General features: G+C 58.4%; 22 protein-coding genes. 5 read left to right on the forward strand and 17 right to left on the reverse strand.

The window, feature by feature from the left end; genetic code table 11:
- The first annotated feature begins 3 nt into the window (after positions 1–3).
- A complete protein-coding gene (gene gspE, locus IB144_RS21805) occupies positions 4–1389 on the forward strand; it encodes a type II secretion system protein GspE (protein WP_038432113.1) in 1386 nt (461 codons plus the stop codon).
- Positions 1379–2584, forward strand: coding sequence for a protein transport protein HofC (hofC, locus tag IB144_RS21810; protein WP_038432114.1), 1206 nt, complete (start codon positions 1379–1381; stop codon positions 2582–2584). Before gspE ends, hofC begins: the two co-directional genes overlap by 11 nt.
- A gap of 36 nt (positions 2585–2620) precedes the next feature.
- On the opposite strand, the gene IB144_RS21815 is transcribed toward hofC, so the two are convergent.
- Complete coding sequence (locus tag IB144_RS21815) at positions 2621–3664, reverse strand: GMP reductase (RefSeq protein WP_004145938.1); 1044 nt, start codon at positions 3662–3664, stop codon at positions 2621–2623.
- Positions 3665–4007: 343 nt separating this feature from the next.
- Here IB144_RS21815 and coaE point away from each other — a divergent pair, with 343 nt between their 5' ends.
- Genes coaE through yacG form a run of 3 tightly spaced genes read left to right on the forward strand, consistent with a single transcriptional unit; the run spans position 4008 to position 5575 of the window.
- Entirely contained in the window at positions 4008–4628 is a 621-nt protein-coding gene (gene coaE, locus IB144_RS21820; RefSeq protein WP_002888649.1) for a dephospho-CoA kinase, read from the forward strand.
- Entirely contained in the window at positions 4628–5371 is a 744-nt protein-coding gene (gene zapD / locus IB144_RS21825; RefSeq protein WP_004178596.1) for a cell division protein ZapD, read from the forward strand. Before coaE ends, zapD begins: the two co-directional genes overlap by 1 nt.
- Positions 5372–5380: 9 nt before the next feature.
- Complete coding sequence (gene yacG / locus IB144_RS21830) at positions 5381–5575, forward strand: DNA gyrase inhibitor YacG (protein ID WP_002888644.1); 195 nt, start codon at positions 5381–5383, stop codon at positions 5573–5575.
- Between the two features lie 52 nt (positions 5576–5627).
- On the opposite strand, the gene mutT is transcribed toward yacG, so the two are convergent.
- From mutT to IB144_RS21910, 16 genes are all read right to left on the reverse strand, one after another.
- Positions 5628–6020 (reverse strand): 8-oxo-dGTP diphosphatase MutT, encoded by a 393-nt coding sequence (gene mutT / locus IB144_RS21835; RefSeq protein ID WP_004145942.1) that lies wholly within the window; start codon positions 6018–6020, stop codon positions 5628–5630.
- A 58-nt stretch (positions 6021–6078) separates the two neighbouring features.
- On the reverse strand, positions 6079–8784 hold the full coding sequence (gene secA, locus IB144_RS21840; protein WP_002888638.1) for a preprotein translocase subunit SecA: 2706 nt from the start codon (positions 8782–8784) through the stop codon (positions 6079–6081).
- A gap of 62 nt (positions 8785–8846) precedes the next feature.
- Positions 8847–9344: a secA translation cis-regulator SecM gene (gene secM, locus IB144_RS21845; RefSeq protein WP_002888635.1), complete on the reverse strand. Its 498-nt coding sequence runs from the start codon at positions 9342–9344 to the stop codon at positions 8847–8849.
- Positions 9345–9666: 322 nt separating this feature from the next.
- Positions 9667–10584: a UDP-3-O-acyl-N-acetylglucosamine deacetylase gene (gene lpxC, locus IB144_RS21850; protein WP_002888632.1), complete on the reverse strand. Its 918-nt coding sequence runs from the start codon at positions 10582–10584 to the stop codon at positions 9667–9669.
- Positions 10585–10684: 100 nt separating this feature from the next.
- A complete protein-coding gene (gene ftsZ, locus IB144_RS21855) occupies positions 10685–11836 on the reverse strand; it encodes a cell division protein FtsZ (protein WP_002888628.1) in 1152 nt (383 codons plus the stop codon).
- 62 nt (positions 11837–11898) lie between these two features.
- Entirely contained in the window at positions 11899–13161 is a 1263-nt protein-coding gene (gene ftsA / locus IB144_RS21860; protein WP_002888625.1) for a cell division protein FtsA, read from the reverse strand.
- Complete coding sequence (gene ftsQ, locus IB144_RS21865; RefSeq protein WP_065888570.1) at positions 13158–13988, reverse strand: cell division protein FtsQ; 831 nt, start codon at positions 13986–13988, stop codon at positions 13158–13160. The genes ftsA and ftsQ overlap by 4 nt, the downstream gene beginning before the upstream one ends.
- Before the next feature lies 1 nt (position 13989).
- On the reverse strand, positions 13990–14910 hold the full coding sequence (locus tag IB144_RS21870; RefSeq protein ID WP_002888623.1) for a D-alanine--D-alanine ligase: 921 nt from the start codon (positions 14908–14910) through the stop codon (positions 13990–13992).
- Positions 14903–16378, reverse strand: a complete 1476-nt coding sequence (murC, locus tag IB144_RS21875; protein WP_004192000.1) for a UDP-N-acetylmuramate--L-alanine ligase — start codon at positions 16376–16378, stop codon at positions 14903–14905. The genes IB144_RS21870 and murC overlap by 8 nt, the downstream gene beginning before the upstream one ends.
- A 47-nt stretch (positions 16379–16425) precedes the next feature.
- Positions 16426–17496, reverse strand: a complete 1071-nt coding sequence (gene murG / locus IB144_RS21880) for an undecaprenyldiphospho-muramoylpentapeptide beta-N-acetylglucosaminyltransferase (RefSeq protein WP_002888566.1) — start codon at positions 17494–17496, stop codon at positions 16426–16428.
- Positions 17493–18767 carry a cell division protein FtsW gene (ftsW, locus tag IB144_RS21885; protein WP_002888565.1) on the reverse strand — a complete coding sequence of 425 codons (1275 nt, stop codon included), beginning with the start codon at positions 18765–18767 and terminating at the stop codon, positions 17493–17495. Before ftsW ends, murG begins: the two co-directional genes overlap by 4 nt.
- Entirely contained in the window at positions 18767–20083 is a 1317-nt protein-coding gene (murD, locus tag IB144_RS21890) for a UDP-N-acetylmuramoyl-L-alanine--D-glutamate ligase (RefSeq protein ID WP_004151364.1), read from the reverse strand. The genes ftsW and murD overlap by 1 nt, the downstream gene beginning before the upstream one ends.
- A 2-nt stretch (positions 20084–20085) precedes the next feature.
- Positions 20086–21168: a phospho-N-acetylmuramoyl-pentapeptide-transferase gene (gene mraY / locus IB144_RS21895; protein ID WP_002888562.1), complete on the reverse strand. Its 1083-nt coding sequence runs from the start codon at positions 21166–21168 to the stop codon at positions 20086–20088.
- Positions 21162–22520 carry a UDP-N-acetylmuramoyl-tripeptide--D-alanyl-D-alanine ligase gene (murF, locus tag IB144_RS21900; protein ID WP_065888569.1) on the reverse strand — a complete coding sequence of 453 codons (1359 nt, stop codon included), beginning with the start codon at positions 22518–22520 and terminating at the stop codon, positions 21162–21164. The genes mraY and murF overlap by 7 nt, the downstream gene beginning before the upstream one ends.
- On the reverse strand, positions 22517–24004 hold the full coding sequence (murE, locus tag IB144_RS21905) for a UDP-N-acetylmuramoyl-L-alanyl-D-glutamate--2,6-diaminopimelate ligase (RefSeq protein ID WP_004147071.1): 1488 nt from the start codon (positions 24002–24004) through the stop codon (positions 22517–22519). Before murE ends, murF begins: the two co-directional genes overlap by 4 nt.
- Complete coding sequence (locus IB144_RS21910; protein ID WP_002888559.1) at positions 23991–25757, reverse strand: peptidoglycan glycosyltransferase FtsI; 1767 nt, start codon at positions 25755–25757, stop codon at positions 23991–23993. Before IB144_RS21910 ends, murE begins: the two co-directional genes overlap by 14 nt.
- Positions 25758–25759 lie beyond the last annotated feature (2 nt).

Raw genomic sequence — 25759 nt, forward strand, 5'->3', positions numbered from 1 at the left:
TGCATGAAAACAGAACAGCTGATCCCCCTCTGCCGTCGCTACCACGCCATGCTGCTGCATAGCGATGAACAGACAATCTCTATTGCGGTGGTTAATACCCCGCCGGCGGAGTTGATGGAGGCGCTACGCTTCGCGACGCAAAAGCGGATCGACATTGAATGCTGGAGCCAGGAGCAGATGGATAAGCGTCTGCAGGCCCAGGAAAAGCAGGCGCAACTGGCGCAGAACGACGGGCCGGAAAATATCGCCGAACGGGTCAACCAGATCCTCGAACAGGCCCTGCGTCAGCGGGCGTCTGATATTCATATCGAGCCCACAGAAACGCACTTACGCATCCGCCTGCGGGTCGATGGCGTCCTTCACGCCCTACCGTTGCAGGCTCCCGAACTGGCCGCACCGGTTATCGCGCGACTCAAGGTCCTGGCCAGTCTCGATATCGCCGAGCACCGTTTACCGCAGGATGGCCAGTTCGCGCTGAATCTTGCGGGACGACCGCTCTCTTTTCGCATCGCCACTCTGCCCTGCCGCTATGGCGAAAAGATTGTCCTGCGCCTTCTGCATCAGGTTGACCAGGCGCTGGATCTGGAAGCACTCGGACTCTCATCCTCCCAGCTGGCGGCCTTTCGCCAGGCGCTGAACCAGCCGCAGGGTCTGCTGCTGGTCACCGGCCCAACCGGAAGCGGGAAAACGGTGACCCTCTACAGCGCCCTGCAGGCCAGAAACCGTGAGCAAGTGAATATCTGTAGCGTGGAGGATCCACTGGAGATCCCCATCGCCGGGATGAACCAGACGCAAATCAATCCCCGCGCCGGACTCACTTTTCACAGTGTGCTGCGCGCCCTGTTACGCCAGGATCCGGATATTGTCATGGTGGGCGAGATCCGCGATGCCGAGACCGCTGAAATCGCGCTCAAAGCCGCCCAGACCGGTCATCTGGTGCTCTCCACCCTGCACACCAATTCCACCAGCGAAACCCTGACCCGCCTGCAGCAAATGGGCATCGCCCGCTGGATGATTTCCTCTGCGCTCTCGCTGGTCATCGCCCAGCGTCTGGTCCGCAAGCTGTGTCCCCACTGTCGGCGTAATGCCGGCAGCGCCGCCGACCTGCCGCACAGCCTGTGGCCCCGCCCGCTGCCACGCTGGCAGGCAGCGGGCTGCGAACATTGTTACCACGGATATTACGGCCGGCTGGCGCTGTTCGAAGTGCTGCCTGTTACCCCCGGGCTACGCCAGGGGATAGTCCAGGGACTTAACGCCATTGAGATTGAATCTCTGGCGCGAGCCGCGGGGATGATGACGCTTTTTGAAAGCGGCTGTCAGGCTATCGAACAGGGATTGACCAGCCTCGAAGAGGTGGTGCGGGTGCTGGGGATCCCCCATGGCGACTAAGCGTCTCTGGCGCTGGCGCGGTATTGATGTGCAGGGCGCCCCCTGTCAGGGGATGCTATGGCAAACCAAGCGTCTGGAGGTCCTGCAGCACCTCCAACAGCAGCGAGTTATACCGCTGGCTGTACGCCGCTGTGCGGTGAAGCAGAGCCTCTGGCACCCGCGCTACAGTTGCGAAACGATCCGCCAGCTGGCGACCCTGCTGCAGGCCGGCCTGCCGCTGGCGGAAGGGTTATCGCTGCTGGCGCAGCAGCAGTCGCATGCCCAGTGGCAGGCGCTGCTTGAGGCGCTAGGCCGCGAGCTGGCCCAGGGCGTGGCGTTCTCTGCCGCGCTGGCGCAGTGGCCCCAGGCTTTTCCGCCACTATATCTGGCGATGATTAGCACCGGCGAACTGACGGGCAAGCTCGATATCTGCTGCCTGCAGTTGGCGAATCAGCAGCAGGAGCAGCAGCGGCTCGCCAGCAAAGTCAAAAAAGCGCTGCGCTACCCGCTGATCGTGCTCTCTCTGGCGCTGTTGGTGGTGCTGGGGATGCTCTATTTTGTCCTGCCCGAGTTCACCGCCATCTACCAGACGTTCAGTACGCCGTTACCGCTGTTGACGCGGATGGTCGTTGCGGCAGGCGACATGCTAAGTCGCGGCTGGCCGCTGCTGCTGGCCTCGCTGCTGAGCCCGCTGCTGCTCAACCAGCTGATCCGGCGGCGCAGCGACTGGTTGCTGCGCCGCCAGCGGTTGCTTAACGCGCTCCCTCTCATTGGCTCCCTGATCGGCGGACAACAGCTGAGCCTGATCTTCACCATCCTGGCGTTAACCCAAAGCGCCGGTATTAGCTTTCTGCAGGGGCTGCAAAGCGTTGAAGAGTCCCTGTCGTGCCCGCTATGGCGCCAGCGTCTGGCGCAGGCCCGCGCGCTGATCGTTCAGGGGGAGCCGATTTGGCAGGCGTTAAGCCGCTGCGGCGGTTTTACACCGCTGTGCCTGCAGCTCATCCGCACGGGGGAAAGCGCGGGAGCGCTGGATCAGATGCTGGAAAACCTGGCGCATCACCATCGCAAGCAAACCTATCAGCGAGCCGATAGTCTGGCTGCGCATCTTGAACCCATGATGCTGGTGATAACCGGCTCGCTGGTCGGGATTCTGGTGGTGGCAATGTATTTGCCCGTTTTTCACCTGGGCGATGCCATTGGCGGGGCGGGAGGATGAGAAACACTGGCGCCGCGCAGGCGCCAGTGCAGCCGATTACAGGCTATTGAATACCCGGTTCTCTTGTTCCTGAACGCGGATAAAGGTCGTACGCTTGGTCAGCTCTTTCAGACGCGAGGCGCCAACGTAGGTGCAGGCAGAACGCAGGCCGCCGAGAATATCACGTGCGGTATTCTCCACTGGTCCACGCAAAGGCAGCTTAACGGTTTTGCCTTCCGCCGCGCGGTATTTCGCGACACCGCCCACATGGCGGGTCATCGCCGACTCGGAGCTCATGCCGTAGAACAGCATGAATTTCTCTCCGTTTTCTTCAACGATGGTTCCGCCGCTCTCTTCATGGCCCGCCAGCATGCCGCCAAGCATCACGAAATCAGCGCCGCCGCCGAAGGCTTTCGCCACATCGCCCGGCATGGTGCAACCGCCGTCGCTGATGATCTGGCCGCCAAGGCCGTGCGCCGCATCGGCACACTCAATCACGGCGGAGAGCTGCGGATAGCCGACCCCGGTCTTAACGCGGGTGGTGCAGACGGATCCCGGGCCGATGCCAACTTTGACGATATCGGCGCCGGAGAGGATCAGCTCTTCGCACATTTCACCGGTGACCACGTTCCCGGCGATGATAGTTTTTTGCGGCCAGGCTTCGCGCGCCTTCGCCACGAACTGTACAAAGTGCTCGGAGTAGCCGTTGGCGACGTCGATACACACAAAATTCAGCTGTGGGTTCTGAGAGAGGATCTGCTGGGTTTTTTCGAAATCCGCATCGGACGTGCCGGTGGAAACCATCACATGCTTGAGTACGTCTGCGGATGCGCCCTGGGTAAACGCCAGCCATTCTTCAGCGGTGTAGTGCTTATGTACCGCGGTCAGAATACCAAAAGTGGCCAGCGCTTTAGCCATGCTGAAGGTGCCGACGGTATCCATGTTAGCCGCAATAATCGGCACGCCGGACCAGGTCAGGCCTGAATGTTTAAAGGTGAATTCACGTTCCAGCTCAACATCAGAACGGCTTTTGAGGGTAGAGCGTTTCGGGCGGATAAGAACGTCTTTGAAACCAAGCTTCAGATCTTCTTCAATACGCATGTGCGAATTCCTGGGGTTAATGGCATGAATGTGAGAGCACAACTCCAGTGACGTTATCATACGCGCGAATCAGGCCCGCGCAAGACTGCGATTTTCACTTTTTTTACGCTACAATCGTATAAATTTACCTGGTGAATGGAGAAAAAGGCGCCTATGCCTTCCCCTGCCGGAGTATTGTTTTTAACCATTTGATTTGCTTGATTAAAACAAACAGTATAGCGGACGGCGATCCCGGTTGGCGCGGGGCCCTCACGACATGCTCACTGTCGCCTCCCCGGCGCGCTGCCAGTCATCGCTGTCTGCCTGCAAAAAATACGAGCAATCCGTTTCAGGGTCAGAAGATATGGGGTACACAGTCGCGTTAACAGGCGGGATCGGCAGCGGTAAAAGTACGGTCGCCGACGCCTTCGCGCAGCTTGGGGTTAAGGTTATCGATGCCGATGTTATCGCCCGTCAGGTGGTCGAGCCCGGTACCCCGGCGCTCCAGGCCATTGTCGGCCACTTTGGACCACAGATGATTGCCCCCGACGGCACGCTGAACCGCCGCCTGCTGCGGGAAAAAATTTTTGCTCACGTGGAGGAAAAAGCCTGGCTCAATGCGCTGTTGCACCCGCTGATTCAGCAGGAAACGCGCCGCCAGATGCAGGCCGCCACCTCCCCTTATCTCCTCTGGGTCGTACCTTTGCTGGTCGAAAACCGCCTGTCCGGCCAGGCCGATCGCGTACTGGTCGTCGATGTGCCGAAAGAGACGCAAATCGAACGCACCATGCTGCGCGATAAGGTCAGCCGCGAACATGCTGAACATATTCTTGCCGCCCAGGCCACGCGCCAGCAGCGCCTGGCCGTCGCGGACGATGTTATTGAAAACACTGGCACGCCGGATGCAGTGGCATCGGATGTTGCCCGCCTGCACGAAAAGTATTTAACGCTGGCATCGCAGGCCGCCTCACAGGAAAACTCGTAATGCATACCCCCGTTCTGTTTGAACATCCTCTTAATGAGAAAATGCGCACCTGGCTGCGCATCGAATTTCTGATCCAGCAGATGGCTTTCCGTCCGCAGATTGCCAGCCATGCCGATGCGCTCCATTTTTTCCGTAACGCCGGCGATCTGCTGGATGTCCTGGAGCGCGGCGAGGTGCGCACTGACCTGGTTAAAGAGCTGGAACGCCAGCAGCGTAAGCTCCAGTCATGGGCAGAAGTGCCGGGCGTCGATCAGGAGCGCATTAACGAGCTGCGCCACCAGTTGAAGCAGTCCTCCAGCACCCTGATGGCCGCGCCGCGCATTGGTCAGTTTCTGCGTGAAGATCGCCTGATTGCGCTGGTGCGTCAGCGCCTGAGTATTCCTGGCGGCTGCTGCAGCTTCGATTTACCGACCCTGCATATCTGGCTCCATATGCCACAGGCGCATCGCGACGAGCAGGTGGCCAGCTGGCTTGCCAGCCTCGATCCGCTGGTCCAGTCCCTGAGCCTGATCCTCGATCTTATCCGCAACTCCGCGCTGTTCCGCAAACAGACCAGCCTCAACGGCTTTTATCAGGATAATGGCGAAGATGCCGATCTGCTGCGCCTGCGTCTCGATCTGGCTCACCAGCTTTATCCGCAAATTTCCGGCCATAAGAGCCGTTTCGCCATCCGTTTCCTGGCGCTGGACAGTGAATATGGGATCGTGCCGGAGCGCTTTGATTTTGAACTGGCCTGCTGTTAAGGAGATAACATGTCAGAAGAGACTATCGTCAACTGCCCGACCTGCGGCAAAACTGTGGTGTGGGGCGAGCAGAGTCCGTTTCGTCCGTTCTGTAGCAAGCGCTGCCAACTGATCGATCTGGGAGAATGGGCTGCGGAAGAGAAGCGCATCCCCAGCGCGGGGGATCTCTCCGATAGCGATGACTGGAGCGAGCAGCAACCCTGATTTGATGGCAAGCTAACCCGGCGCCTGGCGGGTTAGCCTCGCGACCCGGGGCTCAGCCCTGGGCGATAAGTTTGCTGATAACCGGTTCATTCGCCGGAGGAAACGCCGCCGGATCCAACGTTGGTCCCGCCATCCACCGACCCGGCTGCCCTTCTTTACCCCACGGCTCGCCTTGCCAACTTTCCACGAGGAAAAACCACAGCGTAATATGGCGATCGGGGAACTGATACTCCAGCTTATCAAAGAGCGAAGAGGTGGTGACCGTAATCCCAACTTCCTCCTGCAGTTCACGGATTAGCGCCTGCTCAGGCGTCTCATCAGATTCAATCTTCCCGCCCGGGAACTCCAGCTTATTCGCCATATGGGCATCGGCGGCGCGCTGGGTAATAAAGATTTCGCCTTGCGGATTGCGAATTATCCCGACGGCGATTTGCAGTTTTTTCATTGAATGCGCTCCATAAAAAAGGCGCAGAACTCTGCGCCTTTGTTTGTTTTATCAGACCTTAGCTCAGACGGCCGTGGCACTGTTTGTACTTTTTGCCGGAGCCGCACGGGCACGGATCGTTACGGCCCACTTTACGTTCGCCGGTTTGCGCCGCCAGATCCTGGGCTGCGGCTTCATCATCGCTCTGATGGCTGAGCTGCTGCATCTGCGCCAGGCGCTCGGCCTCTTCACGACGCTGCTGTTCCATCGCCTCGACTTCTTCCGGCATCCGCACCTGGACTTTGCTCAGGGTGCTGATCACTTCATACTTCAGTGACTCCAGCATCGCGGCAAACATTGAGAACGATTCGCGCTTGTACTCCTGCTTCGGATCTTTCTGCGCATAGCCGCGCAGGTGGATACCCTGGCGCAGGTAATCCATCGCCGCCAGGTGCTCTTTCCACAGCGAATCCAGAGTCTGCAGCATCACGCCTTTCTCGAAGTGGCGCATCATCTCGGCGCCGACCACTTCTTCTTTACGCTGGTAGGTTTCTACCGCGCTCTGCAGAATACGTTCGCGCAGGGTCTCTTCATGCAGCTCCGGCTCTTTATCCAGCCACTCTTTGATTGGCAGGTCGAGGTCGAAGTCGTTTTTCAGACGCTCCTGCAGACCTTCGATATCCCACATCTCCTCCAGCGACTGCGGCGGAATATGGGCATCGATCGTCGCCTTAAAGACGTCTTCGCGGATGCTGTTGATGGTTTCGCTGACGTCAGACACGTCCAGCAGCTCGTTACGCTGGGTGTAGATCGCCCGGCGCTGGTCGTTGGCCACATCATCATATTCCAGCAGCTGCTTACGGATATCGAAGTTACGGCTTTCCACTTTACGCTGGGCGTTGGCGATCGCCTTGGTGACCCACGGGTGCTCAATCGCCTCACCTGGTTTCATTCCCAGTTTACGCATCATGCCAGACACGCGATCGGAGGCGAAGATACGCATCAGGGCATCTTCCATTGACAGGTAGAAGCGGGAAGAACCGGCATCCCCCTGACGACCAGCACGGCCGCGCAGCTGGTTATCGATACGGCGAGATTCATGACGCTCGGTACCGATGATGTGCAGACCGCCTGCGGCCAGTACCGCATCGTGGCGTACCTGCCAGTCGGCTTTGATTTTCTCAATCTGCTCTGGCGTTGGGTTTTCCAGCGCAGCGACTTCCGCCTGCCAGCTACCGCCGAGCATAATATCGGTACCACGACCCGCCATGTTGGTGGCGATGGTCACCGCGGAAGGGTAGCCCGCCTGGGCGACGATATCCGCCTCGCTGGCGTGGAATTTGGCGTTCAGGACGTTGTGCTTGATGCCGGCTTTAGTCAGTTCGCGGGAAACCACTTCAGATTTTTCGATCGAGATAGTCCCCACCAGCACCGGCTGACCGGCAGCGGTACGAGTTTTGATATCTTCGATAATTGCCTGAATTTTTTCCGCTTCGGTCATATAGACCAGATCCGCCATGTCTTTACGGATCATCGGACGGTTGGTCGGTACAACCACGGTATCCAGCTTATAGATAGAGCTGAATTCAAAGGCTTCGGTATCGGCTGTACCGGTCATCCCCGCCAGCTTCTCGTACAGACGGAAGTAGTTCTGGAAGGTGATAGAGGCCAGAGTCTGGTTCTCGTTTTGGATCTCCACGCCCTCTTTGGCCTCAACGGCCTGGTGCAGACCATCGGACCAGCGGCGGCCCTGCATCGTACGGCCAGTGTGCTCATCGACGATGATAACTTCGCCATCTTTGACAATGTAGTCAACGTCGCGGGTGAACAGCGCATGGGCGCGCAGCGCGGCGGTAACGTGGTGCATCAGCATAATGTTGGTTGGAGAGTACAGGGACTCACCTTCATCCATAATGCCTTCCTGTACCAGCAGCTCTTCAATCAGCACCAGACCACGTTCGGTCAGGTTAACCTGACGCGCTTTTTCATCCACCGAGAAGTGGCCTTCGCCAGTGAAAGTATCCGAATCCTCTTTTTCCTGGCGGATCAGATGCGGGATGATTTTGTTTACCTTGCGGTACATTTCAGAGCTGTCTTCCGCCGGGCCGGAAATGATCAGCGGCGTACGCGCCTCATCGATCAGGATGGAGTCCACCTCATCCACCAGCGCATAGTGCAGTTTACGCTGAACGCGCTCTTCCGGGCTGAAGGCCATGTTGTCGCGCAGGTAGTCGAAGCCGTATTCGTTGTTGGTGCCATAGGTGATATCGGCAGCGTAAGCTTCACGCTTCGCCGGCGCCGGCAGGCCGGACATGTTGATGCCAACTGTCATGCCCAGGAATTCAAACAGCGGGCGGTTATTTTCGGCGTCACGCTGGGCCAGATAGTCGTTGACGGTCACTACGTGAACGCCTTTGCCGGTTAGCGCGTTGAGGTACGCCGGCAGGGTCGCGGTCAGGGTTTTACCTTCACCGGTACGCATCTCGGCGATGCAGCGATCGTTAAGCACCATACCGCCCAGCAGCTGGACGTCGAAGTGGCGCATGCCGAATACGCGCTTACTGGCTTCGCGAACGACGGCGAAAGCTTCAGGGATCAGGCTTTCCAGCGTTTCGCCTTTTTCCAGGCGCGCGCGGAATTCAGCGGTTTTCGCTTTCAGCTCGTCATCAGAGAGCTTTTCCATCGCCGGTTCCATGCCGTTGATGATATTGACGACTTTGCGCATACGACGCAGCGTACGGTCGTTACGGCTGCCGAAAACCTTGGTTAACATTTTGATAAGCATAATAAAATCTCAAACGCCCCGCGGTGCGGAGTCACAAAAAATAGGATGGTCCGTGGTTATTTTCAGCTGAGACGTTGAGGCCCTGCGCGGATCCCCGCCACCTGGCTTATCCAGGCGCTGACGCGGAAGGCAGAATATGAAGAAGGGATGTAACCCGCCTGGCGGATCACCACCGGCGGCGTGCTGTCCTGCGTCAGCAGCGCGCTGAGGGTGTCGAGCAGCGCCAGATGCTGAGCCTGCAGCGGGGAAGTTTCTTCCGCGACCGGCAGCGCCTGCGGCGCCATGGCGAAGGAGAGATGACGAATAACGGTGCGAATGGCGTGCTGATGCCAGTAGTCGACGGTAAAGCTGGGCCGGCGATTCGTCTCCAGCAGCGCCAGCTGAGAGAAATTAACCTTGCTCGGATTGTGATTGCTGGCGGTCGCCTTCGCTGGCGCCGCGGTCTCGTGACCGTTGCTTAGCGCAGGCAGGCCGAGGCTGGCCGCGACCATCCCCAACAGGAGATGCGGCCAAAAATACCGTCTGCCAAACTGTCGCCAGCGCGTCAGCAATCCACTCACGTTCATTACCTTTCTTTGCTAGACCCGTCGTCGTTCAGGCTGTCTCTTTATTGATGTTTTTCGCAGGACAACCTGATGTCCACGGGGTAAAGCAACCCTGAGAAATAATTTTGCGCTCAAATACTAACATTAATACCGGCCTGAGGCAGCATGAATGAAGGCGATTGCCCGGCGAAAACGCTTAATAAAGCAGCGAACGCACGCTAATTATTATCCAGGGATCGCAGCGAAAATAACTGGAGGGTGCTATAAAAGAAAAACGACTGGCTCCCTGGTCGGAGAGAGTACCAGGTTACCAGTCGAATTTACTGAATGGTCAGGCTTACGCCAGAACCATCGACGGTGCGCGGAACGCCATTGGCAGTTTTGCGTCGTCTTCGAAGGTCACATACTCCCAGGCTTCCTGTTTTGCCAGAACCGCCTGCAGCAGTTTGTTGTTCAACGCGTGACCTGATTTGTACGCCGTGAATGCGCCGATAATGTTGTGACCACACATAAACAGGTCACCGATCGCATCCAGCATTTTGTGGCGAACAAATTCGTCTTCAAAGCGCAGACCGTCTTCGTTCAGTACGCGATAATCGTCAACAACGATGGCACAATCGAAGCTGCCGCCCAGGCACAGGCCGCGGGACTGCAGATATTCGATATCGCGCATAAAACCGAAGGTACGCGCACGGCTAATCTGACGCATGAACGCATCGGCCGAGAAGTTCAGCGTATAGCGCTGGGTGCTGGCATCAATCGCTGGATGGTTAAAATCGATGGTGAAGTCCAGCGAAAAACCATTGTACGGTTTGAATTCAGCCCATTTGTCGCCATCTTCGACGCGAACCGTCTCTTTGATACGTACAAATTTCTTGGCGCAGTTCAGTTCATCAATGCCGGCGTCCAGCAACAGATAAACGAACGGAGCCGCACTGCCGTCCATAATCGGGATTTCCGGCGCATCGACTTCAACAATAATGTTGTCGATACCCAGGCCAGCCAATGCGGCGTTCAGGTGTTCAACCGTAGAAATCCGCACGTCATGCTCATTAACCAGGCAAGTACAGAGCATGGTATCACGCACAGATTTGGCATCAGCCGGAAAATCTACCGGTGGATTCAAGTCGGTGCGACGATAGATGACCCCGGTATTTGCCGGCGCAGGGCGTAACGTCAGTGTGACTTTCTTGCCGGTATGCAAACCGACGCCAGTCGCCTGAACGATACGTTTAAGAGTCCTTTGTTTGATCATCGTATAATCTCGCCAATTTACCTATCCAACCGAAGTGTACACCACTATCGGGAGGCCAGTTTAGCACAAAGAGCGCAGATGCCCAACTTCCAGTCGATTCTTAATCGGCTTGCTTACGCAGGAAGGCTGGGATATCCAGATAATCCGGCTCTTTCGCGGTTTGCGGCGTATTGTCGTTCACCACTTTGGCTGCCGGCTTCTGCTCTTGCGTCAGCGGCGACATACCATGCTGCTGGTAACGATCCATCACCGGCTGCTGAACCTGCTTGTTGGTTACCAGGGTGATTTCCGGACGCTTATCCATGCCAATACCGGTCGCCACTACGGTCACGCGCAGCTCGTCGTTCATATCCGGGTCCAGAGAGGTACCGATAACCACGGTCGCATTATCCGAGGCAAAAGCACGGATGGTGTTACCCACAGTTTCGAACTCGTCCAGACGCAGGTCGAAGCCCGCAGTAATGTTGACCAGCACGCCGCGCGCGCCTGACAGGTCGATATCTTCCAGCAGCGGAGAAGAGATAGCCATTTCAGCCGCTTCTTCCGCACGGTCTTCACCGCTCGCCACCCCGGAGCCCATCATCGCGTAGCCCATTTCAGACATCACGGTACGGACGTCCGCGAAGTCGACGTTCATCAGACCCGGACGGGTGATCAGTTCGGCGATACCCTGCACCGCGCCTTTCAGGACGTCGTTTGCCGCGCCGAATGCGTCGAGCAGGGAAATTCCACGCCCCAGGACCTTCAGCAGCTTGTCGTTCGGGATGGTGATCAGTGAGTCAACGTGCTTGGACAGCTCGGTGATCCCCTGCTCAGCGAACGCCATGCGCTTCTTACCTTCAAAATTAAACGGCTTAGTGACCACCGCAACGGTGAGGATCCCCAGATCTTTCGCCACTTCCGCGACTACGGGCGCCGCGCCGGTACCGGTACCGCCGCCCATGCCTGCCGCGATGAACACCATGTCTGCGCCATCAAGGGCTGCGCGCAGCGCTTCACGGTCTTCATCAGCCGCGTTACGGCCGACTTCCGGGTTCGCGCCCGCGCCCAGACCTTTGGTAATACCGCTACCGATCTGGATAGTCTGGCCAACCGCCGTCTTACGCAGCGCCTGCGCATCGGTGTTTACCGCGAAGAATTCAACACCCTCAATGCGCTCGCGCACCATGTGTTCAACGGCGTTACCGCCGCCGCCACCGACGCCGATGACTTTAATCACCGCGTCGTTGGTCAGTTCCATAGGTTCAAACATAGTTTCTCTCCGTCTTGTGCCTGTCGCCTGAGAACGCTAATTGTCTGCGTTCTCTTAAAAAATTAAAACTCTTTTCGCAGCCAGCTGTTGAGTCGCTTAATCCACGAGCCCACTGAGGCCGTCACGCGTTTTTCTACTTCCGCTTCACCACTGAGATGTGACTCTTTTCCGTAGTGCAGCAGCCCCACCGCCGTTGAATAATACGGCTCCTGGGCATAGTCGGTTAAACCGGTGATGTTCAGCGGCGCGCCAATGCGCACCTGAGTATGGAACACGCGCTGCGCACAGGCCGCCAGACCTTCAATTTGCGCCGCGCCGCCGGTTAACACAATCCCCGCCGCCAGATGATGTTTAACACCCTGCTGGCGGAGCTGTTCCTGCAGCTGCAGGATCTCTTCATTGACCAGGTTAAGCAGCTCGGTATAGCGCGGTTCAATCACCTCTGCCAACGTCTGACGCTGCAGGCTACGCGGAGGACGTCCACCGACGCTCGGTACTTCGACGTTTTCGTCTTTACCGACGATGGAACCCAATGCGCATCCGTGACGAACCTTAATCGCTTCGGCATCGCTCGGCGGCGTACCGAAGGCATAGGCGATATCGCTGGTCACCACGTTACCGGCATACGGGATCACTTTGGTGTGACGCAATGCGCCGCCGGTGTAGACGGCGATATCCATTGTACCACCGCCGATATCCACAACGCAGACGCCCAGCTCACGTTCGTCTTCTGTTAATACCGAATAACTGGCCGCTAACCCGGCGAAAATAAGTTGGTCAACTTTCAGACCACAACGTTCCACTGCTTTAACAATGTTTTTTGCCATATCGTTATGGCAGGTGATCAGATGCACCTTCGCCTGCATACGCACGCCGGACAGCCCTACCGGGTTTTTAATCCCTTCCTGGTAGTCGATAGCATATTCCTGCGGAATCACGTGCAGGACACGATGTTCATCGCGAACGCGAACCGACTTCGCGGTGTGGACCACGTTCTCGACGTCGTCCTGCGTCACTTCTTCTTCCGAAATCGGTACCATCCCGATTTCATTCTGACAGCTTATATGTTTACCCGAAAGTGCCAAATAAACTGATGAAATCTGGCAATCCGCCATCAGTTCGGCCTGGTCGATGGCGCGCTGTACGCATTTCACCACCGACTCGAGGTCGTTCACACCGCCTTTATCCATACCACGCGATGGGCAACTGCCCACGCCGATGATATTGATCATGCCGTCGGGCAGAACTTCCCCTACTAAAGCGGCCACCTTGGCGGTGCCAATCTCCAGTCCAACTACCAGTTTTCTGTCCGTCGCCTTGATCATTGTTGTTCTGCCTGTGCCTGATTCTGTTGTTGATTAGTTTCCTCTGCGGGAGCAGGTACCCAGCCCACTGCCGCACCCGAGTCATAACGCAAATCAACGTAGCTAATCCGTTTGCCGTCGGTCTGCGTCTGCTGCTGAAGAACCGGGTAGAGTTCCATAAAGCGCTGAAGCCGTTTCATGGTATCGCCACGGCCAAGGTTGAGCTTGATGTCATTATTAAGCGTCAACTGCCAGGAGCGACGGGCGGTCATCGCCGCCACTTTCAACGTGAATTTATCCTTTGCCAGCACCTGCCCCATGTCACGATATCCCTGCAGCACTTCGTTCTCGCTGCCTTCGGGACCGTATAACATCGGTAAATTCTGTTTGCTGGTGCGATCCGCCGGCACGCTGAAGGCATTTCCTTCTGCATCCACCATATGTTGATCATTCCAGCGCGCAATCGGCACATATTCAACCAGATGAATCTTCAATTCATCGGGCCACTGCTTTCGGACGCTCGCCTGCTTAATCCACGGCAGACGTTCAATCTGGCTCTGGATGATGTTCACATCCTGAGTCATAAAGGTACCCGGCGAACCCAGCGCCAGGATCGCCTGACGGATGTCATCATTGCGCGTATAGTGGCGCTCGCCGGTCACCACCATCTTCGACAGCGGTAAGCGCTGCGCATCTTCCATCCAGCCAAGAACCATCCACCCGCTGACCAGCACGGTAAACAGCACCGCCAGCAGGAAAACGATCCCTGCCAGCCGCGTTCCATTACTCCGACGCGAAGAAGAAGCCTCTTCTTCATGGTTCCGCGTATTCAGCGCAGCCTGCGACATATCACCCCGCCAGGTCCAGAATTCGTACAACAAGCTGGGAGAAGCTCATTCCTGCCTGACGCGCCGCCATTGGCACAAGGCTATGGCTGGTCATGCCCGGGGAAGTATTCGCTTCCAGCAGATAAAACTGGCCATCGCTGTCCAGCATCACGTCAATACGGCCCCAGCCTTTGCAACCCAGAACATTCCAGGCTTTAAGCACCAGGTTCTGAATAGCTGACTCACGCGCGGGATCTTCAAATCCTGGGCAGAAATATTGCGTCTCATCAGAGAGATACTTCGCCTCATAATCATAGAAGGTTCCCGCGGCCTGGATACGTATTGACGGTAAAATTTCTTCACCGACTATGGCGACGGTAAATTCCGGTCCACTGAGCCATTTTTCGACCAAAACTTCATCATCATGCTGAAAAGCCAACGCCAATGCACTTGCTAAATCACAACTTTCGCTGACTTTCGACATCCCGACGCTGGAGCCTTCACGGCTCGGCTTGATGATGACCGGCAGACCCAGCGCCGCAATTTGCTGTTCGACGTCAGTAGACAGCCCGGCGGCAAACTGGGCGCGGGTCAGCGCCACCCACGGCGCGACCGGTAATCCGGCGCCCTGCCACAGCCACTTGCTGCGCAGTTTATCCATTGAAATCGCCGAAGCCATCACGCCGCTGCCGGTATAAGGCAGCTGGATTAACTCCAGCAGCCCCTGCAGAGTGCCATCTTCCCCGCCGCGGCCGTGGAGGGCAATAAACGCTTTCTTAAAGCCCTGCTTTTTTAGCTGGGTAATATCAACATCGCGCGGGTCGACCGGATGGGCGTCCACCCCGCCTTCACGCAGCCCGGCCAGCACCGCCGCGCCTGAATTCAGCGACACTTCACGTTCAGCGGAGGTTCCACCGAAAAGCACCGCGATTTTATCAGCCATGGCGCTCCTCCTCCGTTTTTTGCGGGATCAGTTTGATTTCAGCCAGGTGGCGGGCGATTTTACCGATGTTACCGGCGCCCTGCACCAGTACTAAATCGTTGCCGGTCAGGACTGACGCCAGCATCTCCGCGGCCTGGGTCGAATCGGGCACCAGGATCGGATCCACTTTCCCGCGACCGCGAATGGTGCGGCACAGCGAGCGGCTGTCGGCGCCCGGGATCGGCGCTTCGCCCGCCGGATAGACGTCCAGCATCAGCAGGGCATCCACCTGGGTCAGCACGTTGGCAAAATCATCATACAGATCGCGGGTACGGGTATAACGGTGCGGCTGGAATACCATCACCAGGTTTTTATCCGGCCAGCCAGCGCGCGCTGCTTTAATGGTGGCGTCCACTTCCGTCGGGTGGTGACCGTAATCATCGATCAGCATCGCGCTGCCCGGTTTGCCGTTGACTTCGGCCAGCGGAAACTCGCCAAGAAAATCAAAGCGGCGTCCTGTTCCCTGGAAGCTCTCCAGTGCGCGCAGAATAGCCCGATCGTCAATCCCCTCTTCCGTCGCCACGGCGACGGCCGCCGCCGCGTTCAGCGCGTTATGGCGTCCCGGGGCATTGAGCGTCACCTGCAGGATCGCTTTATCCTGGCGCACCAGGCGGAAATGCCCCTGCGCCCCAACCTGACGATAGTCCTCGACGCGCACGTCGGCGTCGTCGCTAAAACCGTAGGTGGTGATCTGCCGGCCAACGCGCGGCAACAGTTCTCGGATCACCGGATCGTCCACGCACATCACCGCGCGTCCGTAGAACGGCAGGTTGTGCAGGAAGTTGATAAAGGTCTGCTTCAGATTCTCAAAGTCGCCATGGTAGGTATCCATGTGATCGGCTTCGATGTTGGTGACAATGGCCACCATCGGCTGCAGATGCAGAAACGACGCGTCGCTCTCATCCGCTTCCGCGATCAGGTAACGGCTATGGCCAAGACGGGCATGTACGCCCGCCGCTTTTACCAGTCCGCCGTTGACGAAGGTCGGGTCCAGCCCGGCCTCGGCGTAAATGCTGGATACCATCGCGGTGGTGGTGGTTTTGCCGTGGGTCCCGGCAATGGCGATCCCGTGGCGAAAGCGCATCAGCTCCGCCAGCATTTCGGCACGACGGATCACCGGGATACGCGCCTCATGCGCGGCAACGATTTCCGGGTTATCTGCCGAAATCGCGCTGGAAACGACAACCACGCTGGCATCACGCACGTTTTCCGGGCGATGGTTGAAATAAATGGTGGCGCCAAGCTGCGACAGCTGCTGGGTCACCGGATTCGGCGCCAGGTCGGAGCCGCTGATCTGGTAACCTTCGTTAGCCAACACTTCGGCAATACCGCCCATACCGGCACCGCCGATGCCGACAAAGTGAATGTGCCGAACGCGACGCATCTCGGGCACTATGGAACGCAGTTTTGCCAAATCTTGTGTATTCATTCTTTACGCCATCAACTTCTGTATTCGGGCGGTGAAAATCACCGCAATTAGCGCGCCAAAGCTACGGCGCTGACCTCTTCTGCTACCCGCTCGGTAGCGTCCGGAATCGAAGCGCCACGCGCTCGTTCCGCCATATCCAGCAAGGTTTCCCGATCCCAGCTCGCCAGGGTAGAGGCAACCGCCTCTACCGTGAACTCAGGCTGTTCAAGAATTTTCGCCGCGCCGGCTTTCTCCAGCGGCAGCGCATTCCAGTACTGCTGACGATCTTTGTGCTGGAACGGGACAAACAGCGCTGGTAAACCTGCGGCCGCGATTTCGCTAACCGTCAGCGCGCCGGAACGGCAAACCACAACATCTGCCCAGGCATACGCCGCGGCCATGTCATCAATAAATTCCGTCACTTTATGCTGCGGCTGTCCGGCGGCGGCATAGGCCTGCTGCACGGTTTGCTGGCCGCCTTTGCCGCTTTGATGCCAGATGGTCACCGTAGCGCCGAGCTTCGCCGCCACCTGCGGCATCGTCTGGTTCAGGACGCGCGCGCCCTGAGAGCCACCGACCACCAGCACGCGAATCGGCCCCTGACGGCCAACCAGACGCTGACCTGGCAGCGGCAGCGCCAGTACATCGGTGCGCACCGGGTTCCCAACGACGTCCGCATGCGGGAACGCGCCGGGAAACGCCTGCATCACTTTCTTCGCAATCTTCGCCAGCCACTTGTTAGTCAGGCCGGCAATGCCGTTTTGCTCGTGGAGGACCACCGGGATCCCCAGCGACCACGCCGCCAGACCGCCAGGCCCGGAAACATAGCCGCCCATACCCAGCACCACGTCCGGCTGGAAACGCTTCATGATCGCCCGCGCCTGACGCCAGGCGTTAAAGATACGCACCGGCGCCAGTAGCTGCGCTTTGATACCTTTGCCACGCAGGCCGGAGATGCGGATAAAATCAATTTCGATGCCGTTTTTCGGCACTAAATCCGCTTCCATACGATCGGCGGTACCCAGCCAGCGAACCTGCCAGCCCTGGTCCATTAAATGGTGCGCGACCGCCAGTCCCGGGAACACATGCCCGCCGGTACCGCCCGCCATCACCATCAACCGCTTTTCCTGACCGCTCATCGCACACCCCGTGTAAACGCCTGGGCTTTTTCCAGACGCGTTTCATAATCAATTCGCAACAACAACATAATGGCCGTCGACATAATCAACAGACTGGAACCACCATAACTGATCAGCGGCAGCGTCAGACCTTTCGTCGGCAGCATCCCCGCCGCCGCGCCGACGTTAACTAACGCCTGGAAGCTAAACCAGATACCAATCGCACAGGCGAGGAAGCCGGAAAAGCGATGATCGATCTCCAGCGCTTTACGGCCAATCGACATGGCGCGGAAAGCGACGAAGAATACCATTAAAAGCGCCAGTACCACACCGATATAACCGAGTTCTTCGCCGATAATGGCGAAGATAAAGTCAGTGTGCGCTTCCGGTAAATACTCCAGTTTTTGCACCGAGTTGCCGAGGCCCTGCCCCCACATCTCGCCGCGGCCGAAAGCCATCAGCGACTGGGTCAGCTGGTAGCCGCTGCCGAACGGGTCTTCCCACGGGTTCCAGAAGGAGGTCACGCGGCGAATACGGTATGGTTCGGCGAGGATCAGCAGGACCACCGCCGAAATACCCATGCCGATAATGGCGATGAACTGCCACAGCTTCGCGCCGGCGAGAAACAGCATCGCCAGCGTGGTGACGAACAGGACCACCACGGTACCGAGGTCAGGCTGCGCCAGCAGCAGGATGGCCAGTACGAAAATCACGCCCATCGGTTTTAAGAAGCCGCGCAGGTTGTTACGCACTTCGTCGGCTTTACGCACCAGATAGTTGGCGATGTAGCAGAACAGCGACAGCTTGGTGAACTCCGCCGGCTGAATACGCAGCGGACCAAGGGCTATCCAGCGCGATGCGCCGTTTACCGAGCTGCCTACTACCAGTACGATCAGCAGCATGACGATCGAGGCGATCAGCATCGCGGTACTGTGGCGCTGCCAGAAATCCATCGGCAGACGTAGCGTAATCATCGCCAGCGCGAAGGCCAGCACAATGTACAGGCCGTCACGCTTGGCGAAGAGGAAAGGATCGTTCGCCAGGCGCTGTCCGACCGGCATCGACGCCGAGGTCACCATAATAAAGCCGATCGCCGCCAGGCCGAAGGTCAGCCATAGCAGCATCCGGTCATACATCACCAGACTGTCGTTATCTTTCGGGCGCGAGCCCATCACCCAGCCTTTCAGCGCAGCGAATAGCCAGGCGAAAATAAACATCCCCGGCAATCGCGGCAGTCTCAGCCGAGGCAGGCTCAGCTGCGGCATTCTCAGGCGTGGGAGAGAGAAACGCATCAACCTAACTCCTTCGCCAGACGGGCAAACATCTCGCCCCGTTGTTCAAAGTTCTTAAACTGATCCAGGCTAGCGCAGGCCGGCGACAGGAGCACCATGTCCCCCGCTTTCACCAGGGGAGCAATCTGACGCATCGCCTGTTCCATAGTCTCAGTTTGTACCGCCACCTCAGGACGCAGCTCAGCGAGCTCGGCGCCATCGCGACCAAAGCAGTACAGGCGAATACGATCGCCGCCGAGGTAGCGCTTCAGCGGGGTAAAATCAGCGGACTTGCCGTCGCCGCCCAGCAGCAGATAGAGCGTGCCGTCCAGCTGCAGGCCGTTCAGCGCCGCCTCGGTGCTGCCGACGTTGGTCGCCTTCGAGTCGTTAATCCAGCGTACGCCGTTGTGATCCAGCACCAGCTGGAAACGGTGCGCCAGACCGGTAAAGGTGGTCAGCGCCTTCAGGCTGCTGGCCCGCGGCAGACCCGCGGCATCGGCCAGCGCCAGCGCCGCCAGGGCGTTGCTGTAGTTATGCTGACCGGTGAGAGGCATCTCTTTCACATTGAGGACTTTCTCACCTTTAACGCGCAGCCAGGTTTCGCCCTGCTGGCGGTTAAGGTGGTAGTCACCGACATCGACGCCAAAGCTAATGCAGCGTTCGTCCGCCCCGCGTACCGGCATGGTGAGCGCATCGTCCGCGTTCACCACGCAGGTCTTCGCATTCTCGTAAATCCGCAGCTTCGCCGCGCGATACTGCTGCAGTCCCAGCGGGTAGCGGTCCATATGGTCCTCAGTCACGTTGAGGATGGTTGCCGCCACCGCCTGCAGGCTGGAGGTGGTTTCCAGCTGGAAGCTGGAGAGCTCCAGCACATACAGCTCTCGATCGGTGTCCAGCAACATCAGCGCCGGCAGGCCGATATTGCCGCCCACGCCGACGTTAACTCCAGCGGCTTTCGCCATCTCGCCCACCAGGGTAGTAACAGTGCTTTTGCCGTTAGAACCGGTAATGGCGATAATCGGCGCCTGCGCTTCGCGGCAGAACAGTTCGATATCGCCAACGATCTCTACGCCAGCGTCGGCCGCTGCGCTGAGCGAAGGATGGGCCAGCGCAATCCCCGGACTGGCGACAATCAGGTCCGCCGCCAGCAGCCAGGTATCATTGAGTCCGCCGACATGGCATTCGACCGATTCGGGTAATTTATCCAGCCCCGGAGGCGCGACGCGGGTGTCCATCACGCGCGGGGTTACGCCGCGCGCCATGAAAAAGTCCACGCATGACAGGCCGGTCATACCCAGCCCAATAATGACGACTTTTTTACCCTGATAATCTGCCATGATTAACGTACCTTCAGCGTCGCCAGGCCAATCAGCACCAGCATCAGCGAAATAATCCAGAAGCGCACGATAACGCGCGGCTCCGGCCAGCCTTTCAGTTCATAGTGGTGGTGGATCGGCGCCATGCGGAAGATACGCTGACCGCGCAGCTTAAAGGAGCCGACCTGCAGAATAACCGACAGCGTTTCCACCACGAAAACCCCGCCCATGATCACCAGCAGGAACTCCTGACGCAGCAGCACGGCGATAATGCCCAACGCGCCGCCGAGCGCCAGTGAACCGACGTCGCCCATAAAGACTTGCGCCGGGTAGGTGTTGAACCACAGGAAGCCCAGCCCCGCCCCGACAATCGCCGTACAGACGATCACCAGCTCGCCGGCGTGGCGCAGATACGGGATATGCAGGTAGTTGGCGAAATTCATGTTGCCGGTGGCCCATGCCACCAGCGCAAAGCCCGCCGCGACGAAAACGGTCGGCATAATCGCCAGGCCGTCGAGGCCGTCGGTCAGGTTGACGGCGTTGCCGGTACCGACGATAACGAAGTAGGCCAGCAAGATATAGAACAGCCCCAGCTGCGGCATTACGTCTTTAAAGAACGGCACCACCAGCTCGGTTGCCGGGGTATCTTTCCCCGCCAGATACAGCGCGAAGGCCACGCCCAGGGCGATCACCGACATCCAGAAATACTTCCAGCGGGCGATCAGGCCTTTGGTATCTTTGCGCACGACTTTACGGTAATCATCAACGAAACCGATGATGCCGTAGCCGATTAATACCGTCAGTACGCACCAGACGTACGGGTTAGATGGATAGGCCCACAGCAGAACGGAAACGGTGATCGCGGTGAGGATCATGATCCCGCCCATGGTCGGAGTACCGCGTTTACTGAAATGAGACTCCGGGCCGTCGTTACGTACGACCTGGCCAAAGGCGAGTTTTTGCAGACGGGCGATCATGCGCGGGCCCATCCACAACGAGATGAACAGCGCGGTCAGCAGGCTGACGATGGCGCGAAACGTCAGATAAGAAAAGACGTTAAAGCCGGAATAATATTTGACCAAGTGTTCGGCCAGCCATACTAACATGTCCCAATCTCCTGTAATGCGCGTACTACCTCTTCCATGGCGGCACTACGTGAACCCTTCACTAAAATGGTCATTATTTTGTGCTCCGCCAGCAGCTCGCGCAGGCGAGCCACCACGGCGGCTTTATCGTTAAAATGTTCGCCCACGCCGCTGGCGCGGCTGATATCCGCGCTCAAGGCGCCGACGCTGAGGACGCAATCCAGCCCCGCCGCTTTCGCCGCTTCGCCGACTTCGCGATGGCAGGCCGCGCTCTCCGCGCCAAGCTCTGCCATATCGCCGACCACCATCGTGCGAAAGCCGGGCATCTCTGACAGCACCTGCACCGCCGCGGTCATCGAACCAACGTTAGCGTTATAGGAATCATCCAGCAGCAGCTGGCTCTCGGTCAGCCGGATCGGGAACAGACGTCCCGGAACGGCCTGCAGCTGCGCCAGTCCGGCTTTCACCGCCGCCAAATCGGCGCCTACCGCCATCGCCAGCGAAGTGGCGGCCAGCGCATTAGCGATGTTGTGGCGTCCCGGCAGCGGCAGCAGTACGTCAACGTTGCCGGTTGGGGTCTGCAGCGTAAATTCGGTGCCGTGGCTGGTGATCTGCACGTTGGTCGCCGTGAAATCGCTGTTCGCCGCGTTCGGCGAGAAGCGCCACACTTTGCGATCGCCAATCACCGCCTGCCAGTTCAGCCAGTCGTTATTGTCGGCATTGAGGATGGCGATGCCATTTTCCGGCAGACCGGTATAGATTTCGCCCTTCGCCTTCGCCACGCCCGCCAGCGAACCGAAACCTTCCAGGTGCGCCGCAGCAAGGTTGTTGACCAGCGCCGCTTCCGGACGCGTCAGGCTGACGGTCCAGGCGATTTCGCCCTGGTGGTTGGCGCCGAGTTCGATCACCGCGTACTGATGCTCTTTGGTCAGCCGCAGTAGCGTCATCGGGACGCCGATATCGTTGTTCAGGTTGCCGGCGGTATACAGCGTGTTGCCGCACTGGCTGAGGATCGCCGCGGTCATCTCTTTAACCGAGGTTTTACCGGACGAGCCGGTCAAGGCGACGACGCGAGTCGGCACCTGCTGACGCACCCAGGCGGCTAACTCACCGAAAGCCTGCCGGGTATCGTTCACAATCACCTGCGGGAGATCGCAGGCCAGCGGACGACTCACCAGCAGCGCGCCGGCGCCCGCCGCTTTCGCCTGTTCGGCAAAATCATGGGCGTCGAAACGCTCCCCTTTCAGCGCCACAAACAGGCAGCCCGCCGTCACTTTACGGGTATCGGTGGTCACCTCGTCGATAGCGACATCGCTACCCTGCCGTTCGCCATGGGCGATCGCGGCAAGTTGACTTAACGTAAAGCGAATCATGCTACCGCTCCCAGCAGACGCGCGACGGTCACGCGGTCGGAATAATCCAGACGGCGGTTGCCGACGATCTGGTAATCTTCATGGCCTTTACCCGCCACCAGCACCACGTCGTTCTCTTTCGCCTGCATCACGGCGTTGGTCACCGCTTCCGCGCGGCCTTCCATCACCTTCGCCTGACCTGCATCGAGCATGCCGGCCAGAATATCGTTGATAATCGCCCGCGGCTCTTCGGTGCGCGGGTTATCGTCAGTAACGACCACGATGTCGGCAAATTCTTCCGCGATAGCGCCCATCAACGGACGTTTACCTTTGTCGCGGTCGCCGCCGCAGCCGAAGACGCACCACAGCTTGCCGCTGCAGTGCAGGCGTGCCGCCTGCAGCGCTTTTTCCAGCGCGTCAGGCGTATGGGCATAATCCACCACCACGGCAGGTTTACCCGGCGCGCTGAACACTTCCATACGGCCGCACACCGGCTGTAAACGCGCTGCGCTCTTCAGCAGATCGGCCAGCGGATAGCCCAGCGCCAGCAGCGTGGCCAGCGCCAGCAGCAGATTGCTGACGTTAAAGGCGCCCATCAGGCGGCTTTCGATTTCGCCCTTGCCCCAGCTGGAGTCAAACTGGATGGTCGCCCCGCTGTCGTGATAGTTCACCGCGGTGGCCTTTAGCCAGCGGCCGTGGCAATTCGGGTTGATATGATCTTCCATCGATACCGCCACCGCGTCCGGCAGCTTTGCCAGCCAGCGACGACCGACTTCATCGTCAGCATTGACGATGGCCTGACCGCAATGATGGGTGGAGTACAGCAGCCATTTCGCCGCTTCGTAGTGCTCCATGTCGCCATGGTAGTCGAGATGATCGCGGCTGAGATTGGTAAACACCGAAGCGGCAAACTGCAGGGCCGCTACGCGGTGCTGTACCAGACCGTGGGAGGAGACTTCCATCGCGCCGAAGGTAGCCCCCTGCCCGACCAGACTGGAGAGCACATGTTGAACGTCCACCGCGGAACCGGTGGTGTTTTCAGTTGGAACGACTTTATCCAGCAGACCGTTACCGACGGTCCCCATCACCGCGCTGGTTTCGCCGAGCAGCTTTGCCCACTGCGCCAGCAGCTGAGTGGTGGTGGTTTTCCCGTTGGTGCCGGTGACGCCCACCAGACGCAGCTGCTGCGACGGCTGATGATAAAAACGCCCGGCCAGCGCCGATAAGCGTTCGTTAAGCTGGCTCAGGTAGATAACCGGCACGCCGTGCATTTCACGGATCTCACCGTCTTTAGCTTCGCCCTGCGCTTCAGCAATAATGGCAGCCACACCTTGCGCTATCGCCTGCGGGATATAACGACGCCCGTCCGCCTGATGACCCTGTACCGCGATAAAGAGATCGCCGGAAGCAGCCACCCGGCTGTCCAGCGTCATCTCTCGCAGAATGCGCTCCGGTGCGTTTGGCACCCATGGAGCGAGTAGGTCGCGCAAATTACGATCTGCCACCTGTTCCCTCGCCTTGATTAATTACAAATTCACTTTTTTCGCCCGTTGCCAGCGCATCCGGCTCGATGTTCATGGTGCGCAATACGCCGCCCATGATGGCACCGAAGACCGGCGCGGAAACGGCGCCACCGTAGTATTTACCTGCCTGCGGGTCGTTGATCACCACCACCAGCGCGAAGCGCGGATGGCTGGCGGGCGCAACGCCTGCGGTGTAAGCAATATATTTGTTGATATAGCGGCCATCCGGCCCCACTTTTTTCGCCGTACCGGTTTTAATCGCGATGCGATAGCCTTTGATCGCCGCTTTCACACCGCCGCCGCCGGGCAGCGCCACGCTTTCCATCATATGAACGACGGTACGAACGAGTGATTCCGGGAAGACGCGCTCGCCCGGAACCGGAGGATCAACCTTGGTAATCGACAACGGGCGATAGATGCCATAGCTGCCAATCGTTGCGTAGACACGCGCTAACTGTAACGGGGTTACCATTAGCCCATAGCCGAAAGAAAAGGTGGCCCTCTCTATGTCAGACCACCGTTGTTTTTGAGGATATAAGCCACTGCGTTCTCCGACCAACCCCAAATTGGTCGCCTTTCCAAGCCCAAAACGTGAGTAAGTATCTACTAACGCTGAGGACGGCATCGCTAACGCCAGCTTAGAAACACCGACGTTACTCGACTTCTGTAGCACCCCGGTCAGGGTCAATTCGCTGTAGCGCGCCACATCTTTGATTTCGTGGCCGTTAATTCGATAAGGCACGGTATTGAGCACGGTATTTTCGTTGACGATACCGCGCTGCAGCGCCGTCATGACCACCATCGGTTTCACCGTCGAACCCGGCTCAAACACGTCGGTAATCGCACGGTTACGCATGGTGTCTTTTGCCGTACCGGCGAAGTTGTTCGGGTTATAGGATGGGCTGTTGGCCATCGCCAGCACTTCACCGGTGTTAACATCCACTAACACGGCGCTGCCCGACTCGGCTTTGTTAAAGGCCACGGCGTTGTTCAGCTCGCGATAGACCAGCGCCTGCAGGCGTTCGTCGATACTCAGCGCCAGGTTGTGCGCTGCCTGGCTATCGGTAGAAGAGATGTCTTCAATTACCCGGCCATAGCGGTCTTTACGTACGATACGCTCGCCCGGCTGGCCGGTAAGCCATTTATCAAAGCTTTTCTCAACCCCTTCAATCCCCTGGCTATCGACGTTGGTAAAGCCGATGAGGTGAGCGGTTACTTCCCCGGAAGGGTAGTACCGACGGGATTCTTCGCGCAGATGAATGCCCGGCAGCTTCAGCTTCTTGATGTAATCGGCCATGTCAGGGTTAACCTGACGCGCCAGATAGATAAACCGCATCCGCGGATTGGTATTGATGCGCGTCGCCAGCTGATCCAGCGGCATATTGAGGGCATCCGCCAGCGCTTTCCAGCGCGTATCCAGGGTAACCCCGCCGGCGTCATGGAGCTCTTTCGGGTCGGCCCAGATAGCCTTCACCGGCACGCTGACCGCCAGCGGACGTCCGGAGCGATCGGTAATCATCCCGCGCGCGGTGGACACTTCCTGTACGCGCAGAGAACGCATATCGCCCTGGCGCACCAGCATATCGGGGCTGATCACCTGTAGCCAGGCGACGCGACCCAGCAGAAAAGCCAGCGCCAGCAGAATACAGCCGCACAGCAACGCAAAACGCCAACTGATAAAGTTGGCCTGTTCTTCCTGACGTTTTGCTTTAGGCGTTTTTGGCGCTGCTTTCATCC

Origin of the sequence: Klebsiella sp. K4, assembly GCF_014596785.2 — a bacterium.
GTDB classification, from domain to species: domain Bacteria; phylum Pseudomonadota; class Gammaproteobacteria; order Enterobacterales; family Enterobacteriaceae; genus Klebsiella; species Klebsiella pneumoniae.

Bases quoted from the DNA above. Each gene is read 5' to 3' on its own strand.
- IB144_RS21815 (WP_004145938.1), bottom strand. From the start codon at position 3,664: ATGCGTATTGAAGAAGATCTGAAGCTTGGTTTCAAAGACGTTCTTATC.
- yacG (WP_002888644.1), top strand. From the start codon at position 5,381: ATGTCAGAAGAGACTATCGTCAACTGCCCGACCTGCGGCAAAACTGTG.
- gspE (WP_038432113.1), top strand. From the start codon at position 4: ATGAAAACAGAACAGCTGATCCCCCTCTGCCGTCGCTACCACGCCATG.
- ftsW (WP_002888565.1), bottom strand. From the start codon at position 18,767: ATGCGTTTCTCTCTCCCACGCCTGAGAATGCCGCAGCTGAGCCTGCCT.
- murG (WP_002888566.1), bottom strand. From the start codon at position 17,496: ATGAGCGGTCAGGAAAAGCGGTTGATGGTGATGGCGGGCGGTACCGGC.
- secA (WP_002888638.1), bottom strand. From the start codon at position 8,784: ATGCTTATCAAAATGTTAACCAAGGTTTTCGGCAGCCGTAACGACCGT.
- ftsA (WP_002888625.1), bottom strand. From the start codon at position 13,161: ATGATCAAGGCGACGGACAGAAAACTGGTAGTTGGACTGGAGATTGGC.
- zapD (WP_004178596.1), top strand. From the start codon at position 4,628: ATGCATACCCCCGTTCTGTTTGAACATCCTCTTAATGAGAAAATGCGC.
- mraY (WP_002888562.1), bottom strand. From the start codon at position 21,168: ATGTTAGTATGGCTGGCCGAACACTTGGTCAAATATTATTCCGGCTTT.
- IB144_RS21910 (WP_002888559.1), bottom strand. From the start codon at position 25,757: ATGAAAGCAGCGCCAAAAACGCCTAAAGCAAAACGTCAGGAAGAACAG.
- ftsQ (WP_065888570.1), bottom strand. From the start codon at position 13,988: ATGTCGCAGGCTGCGCTGAATACGCGGAACCATGAAGAAGAGGCTTCT.
- murC (WP_004192000.1), bottom strand. From the start codon at position 16,378: ATGAATACACAAGATTTGGCAAAACTGCGTTCCATAGTGCCCGAGATG.
- coaE (WP_002888649.1), top strand. From the start codon at position 4,008: ATGGGGTACACAGTCGCGTTAACAGGCGGGATCGGCAGCGGTAAAAGT.
- mutT (WP_004145942.1), bottom strand. From the start codon at position 6,020: ATGAAAAAACTGCAAATCGCCGTCGGGATAATTCGCAATCCGCAAGGC.
- lpxC (WP_002888632.1), bottom strand. From the start codon at position 10,584: ATGATCAAACAAAGGACTCTTAAACGTATCGTTCAGGCGACTGGCGTC.
- IB144_RS21870 (WP_002888623.1), bottom strand. From the start codon at position 14,910: ATGGCTGATAAAATCGCGGTGCTTTTCGGTGGAACCTCCGCTGAACGT.
- ftsZ (WP_002888628.1), bottom strand. From the start codon at position 11,836: ATGTTTGAACCTATGGAACTGACCAACGACGCGGTGATTAAAGTCATC.
- murF (WP_065888569.1), bottom strand. From the start codon at position 22,520: ATGATTCGCTTTACGTTAAGTCAACTTGCCGCGATCGCCCATGGCGAA.
- murD (WP_004151364.1), bottom strand. From the start codon at position 20,083: ATGGCAGATTATCAGGGTAAAAAAGTCGTCATTATTGGGCTGGGTATG.
- hofC (WP_038432114.1), top strand. From the start codon at position 1,379: ATGGCGACTAAGCGTCTCTGGCGCTGGCGCGGTATTGATGTGCAGGGC.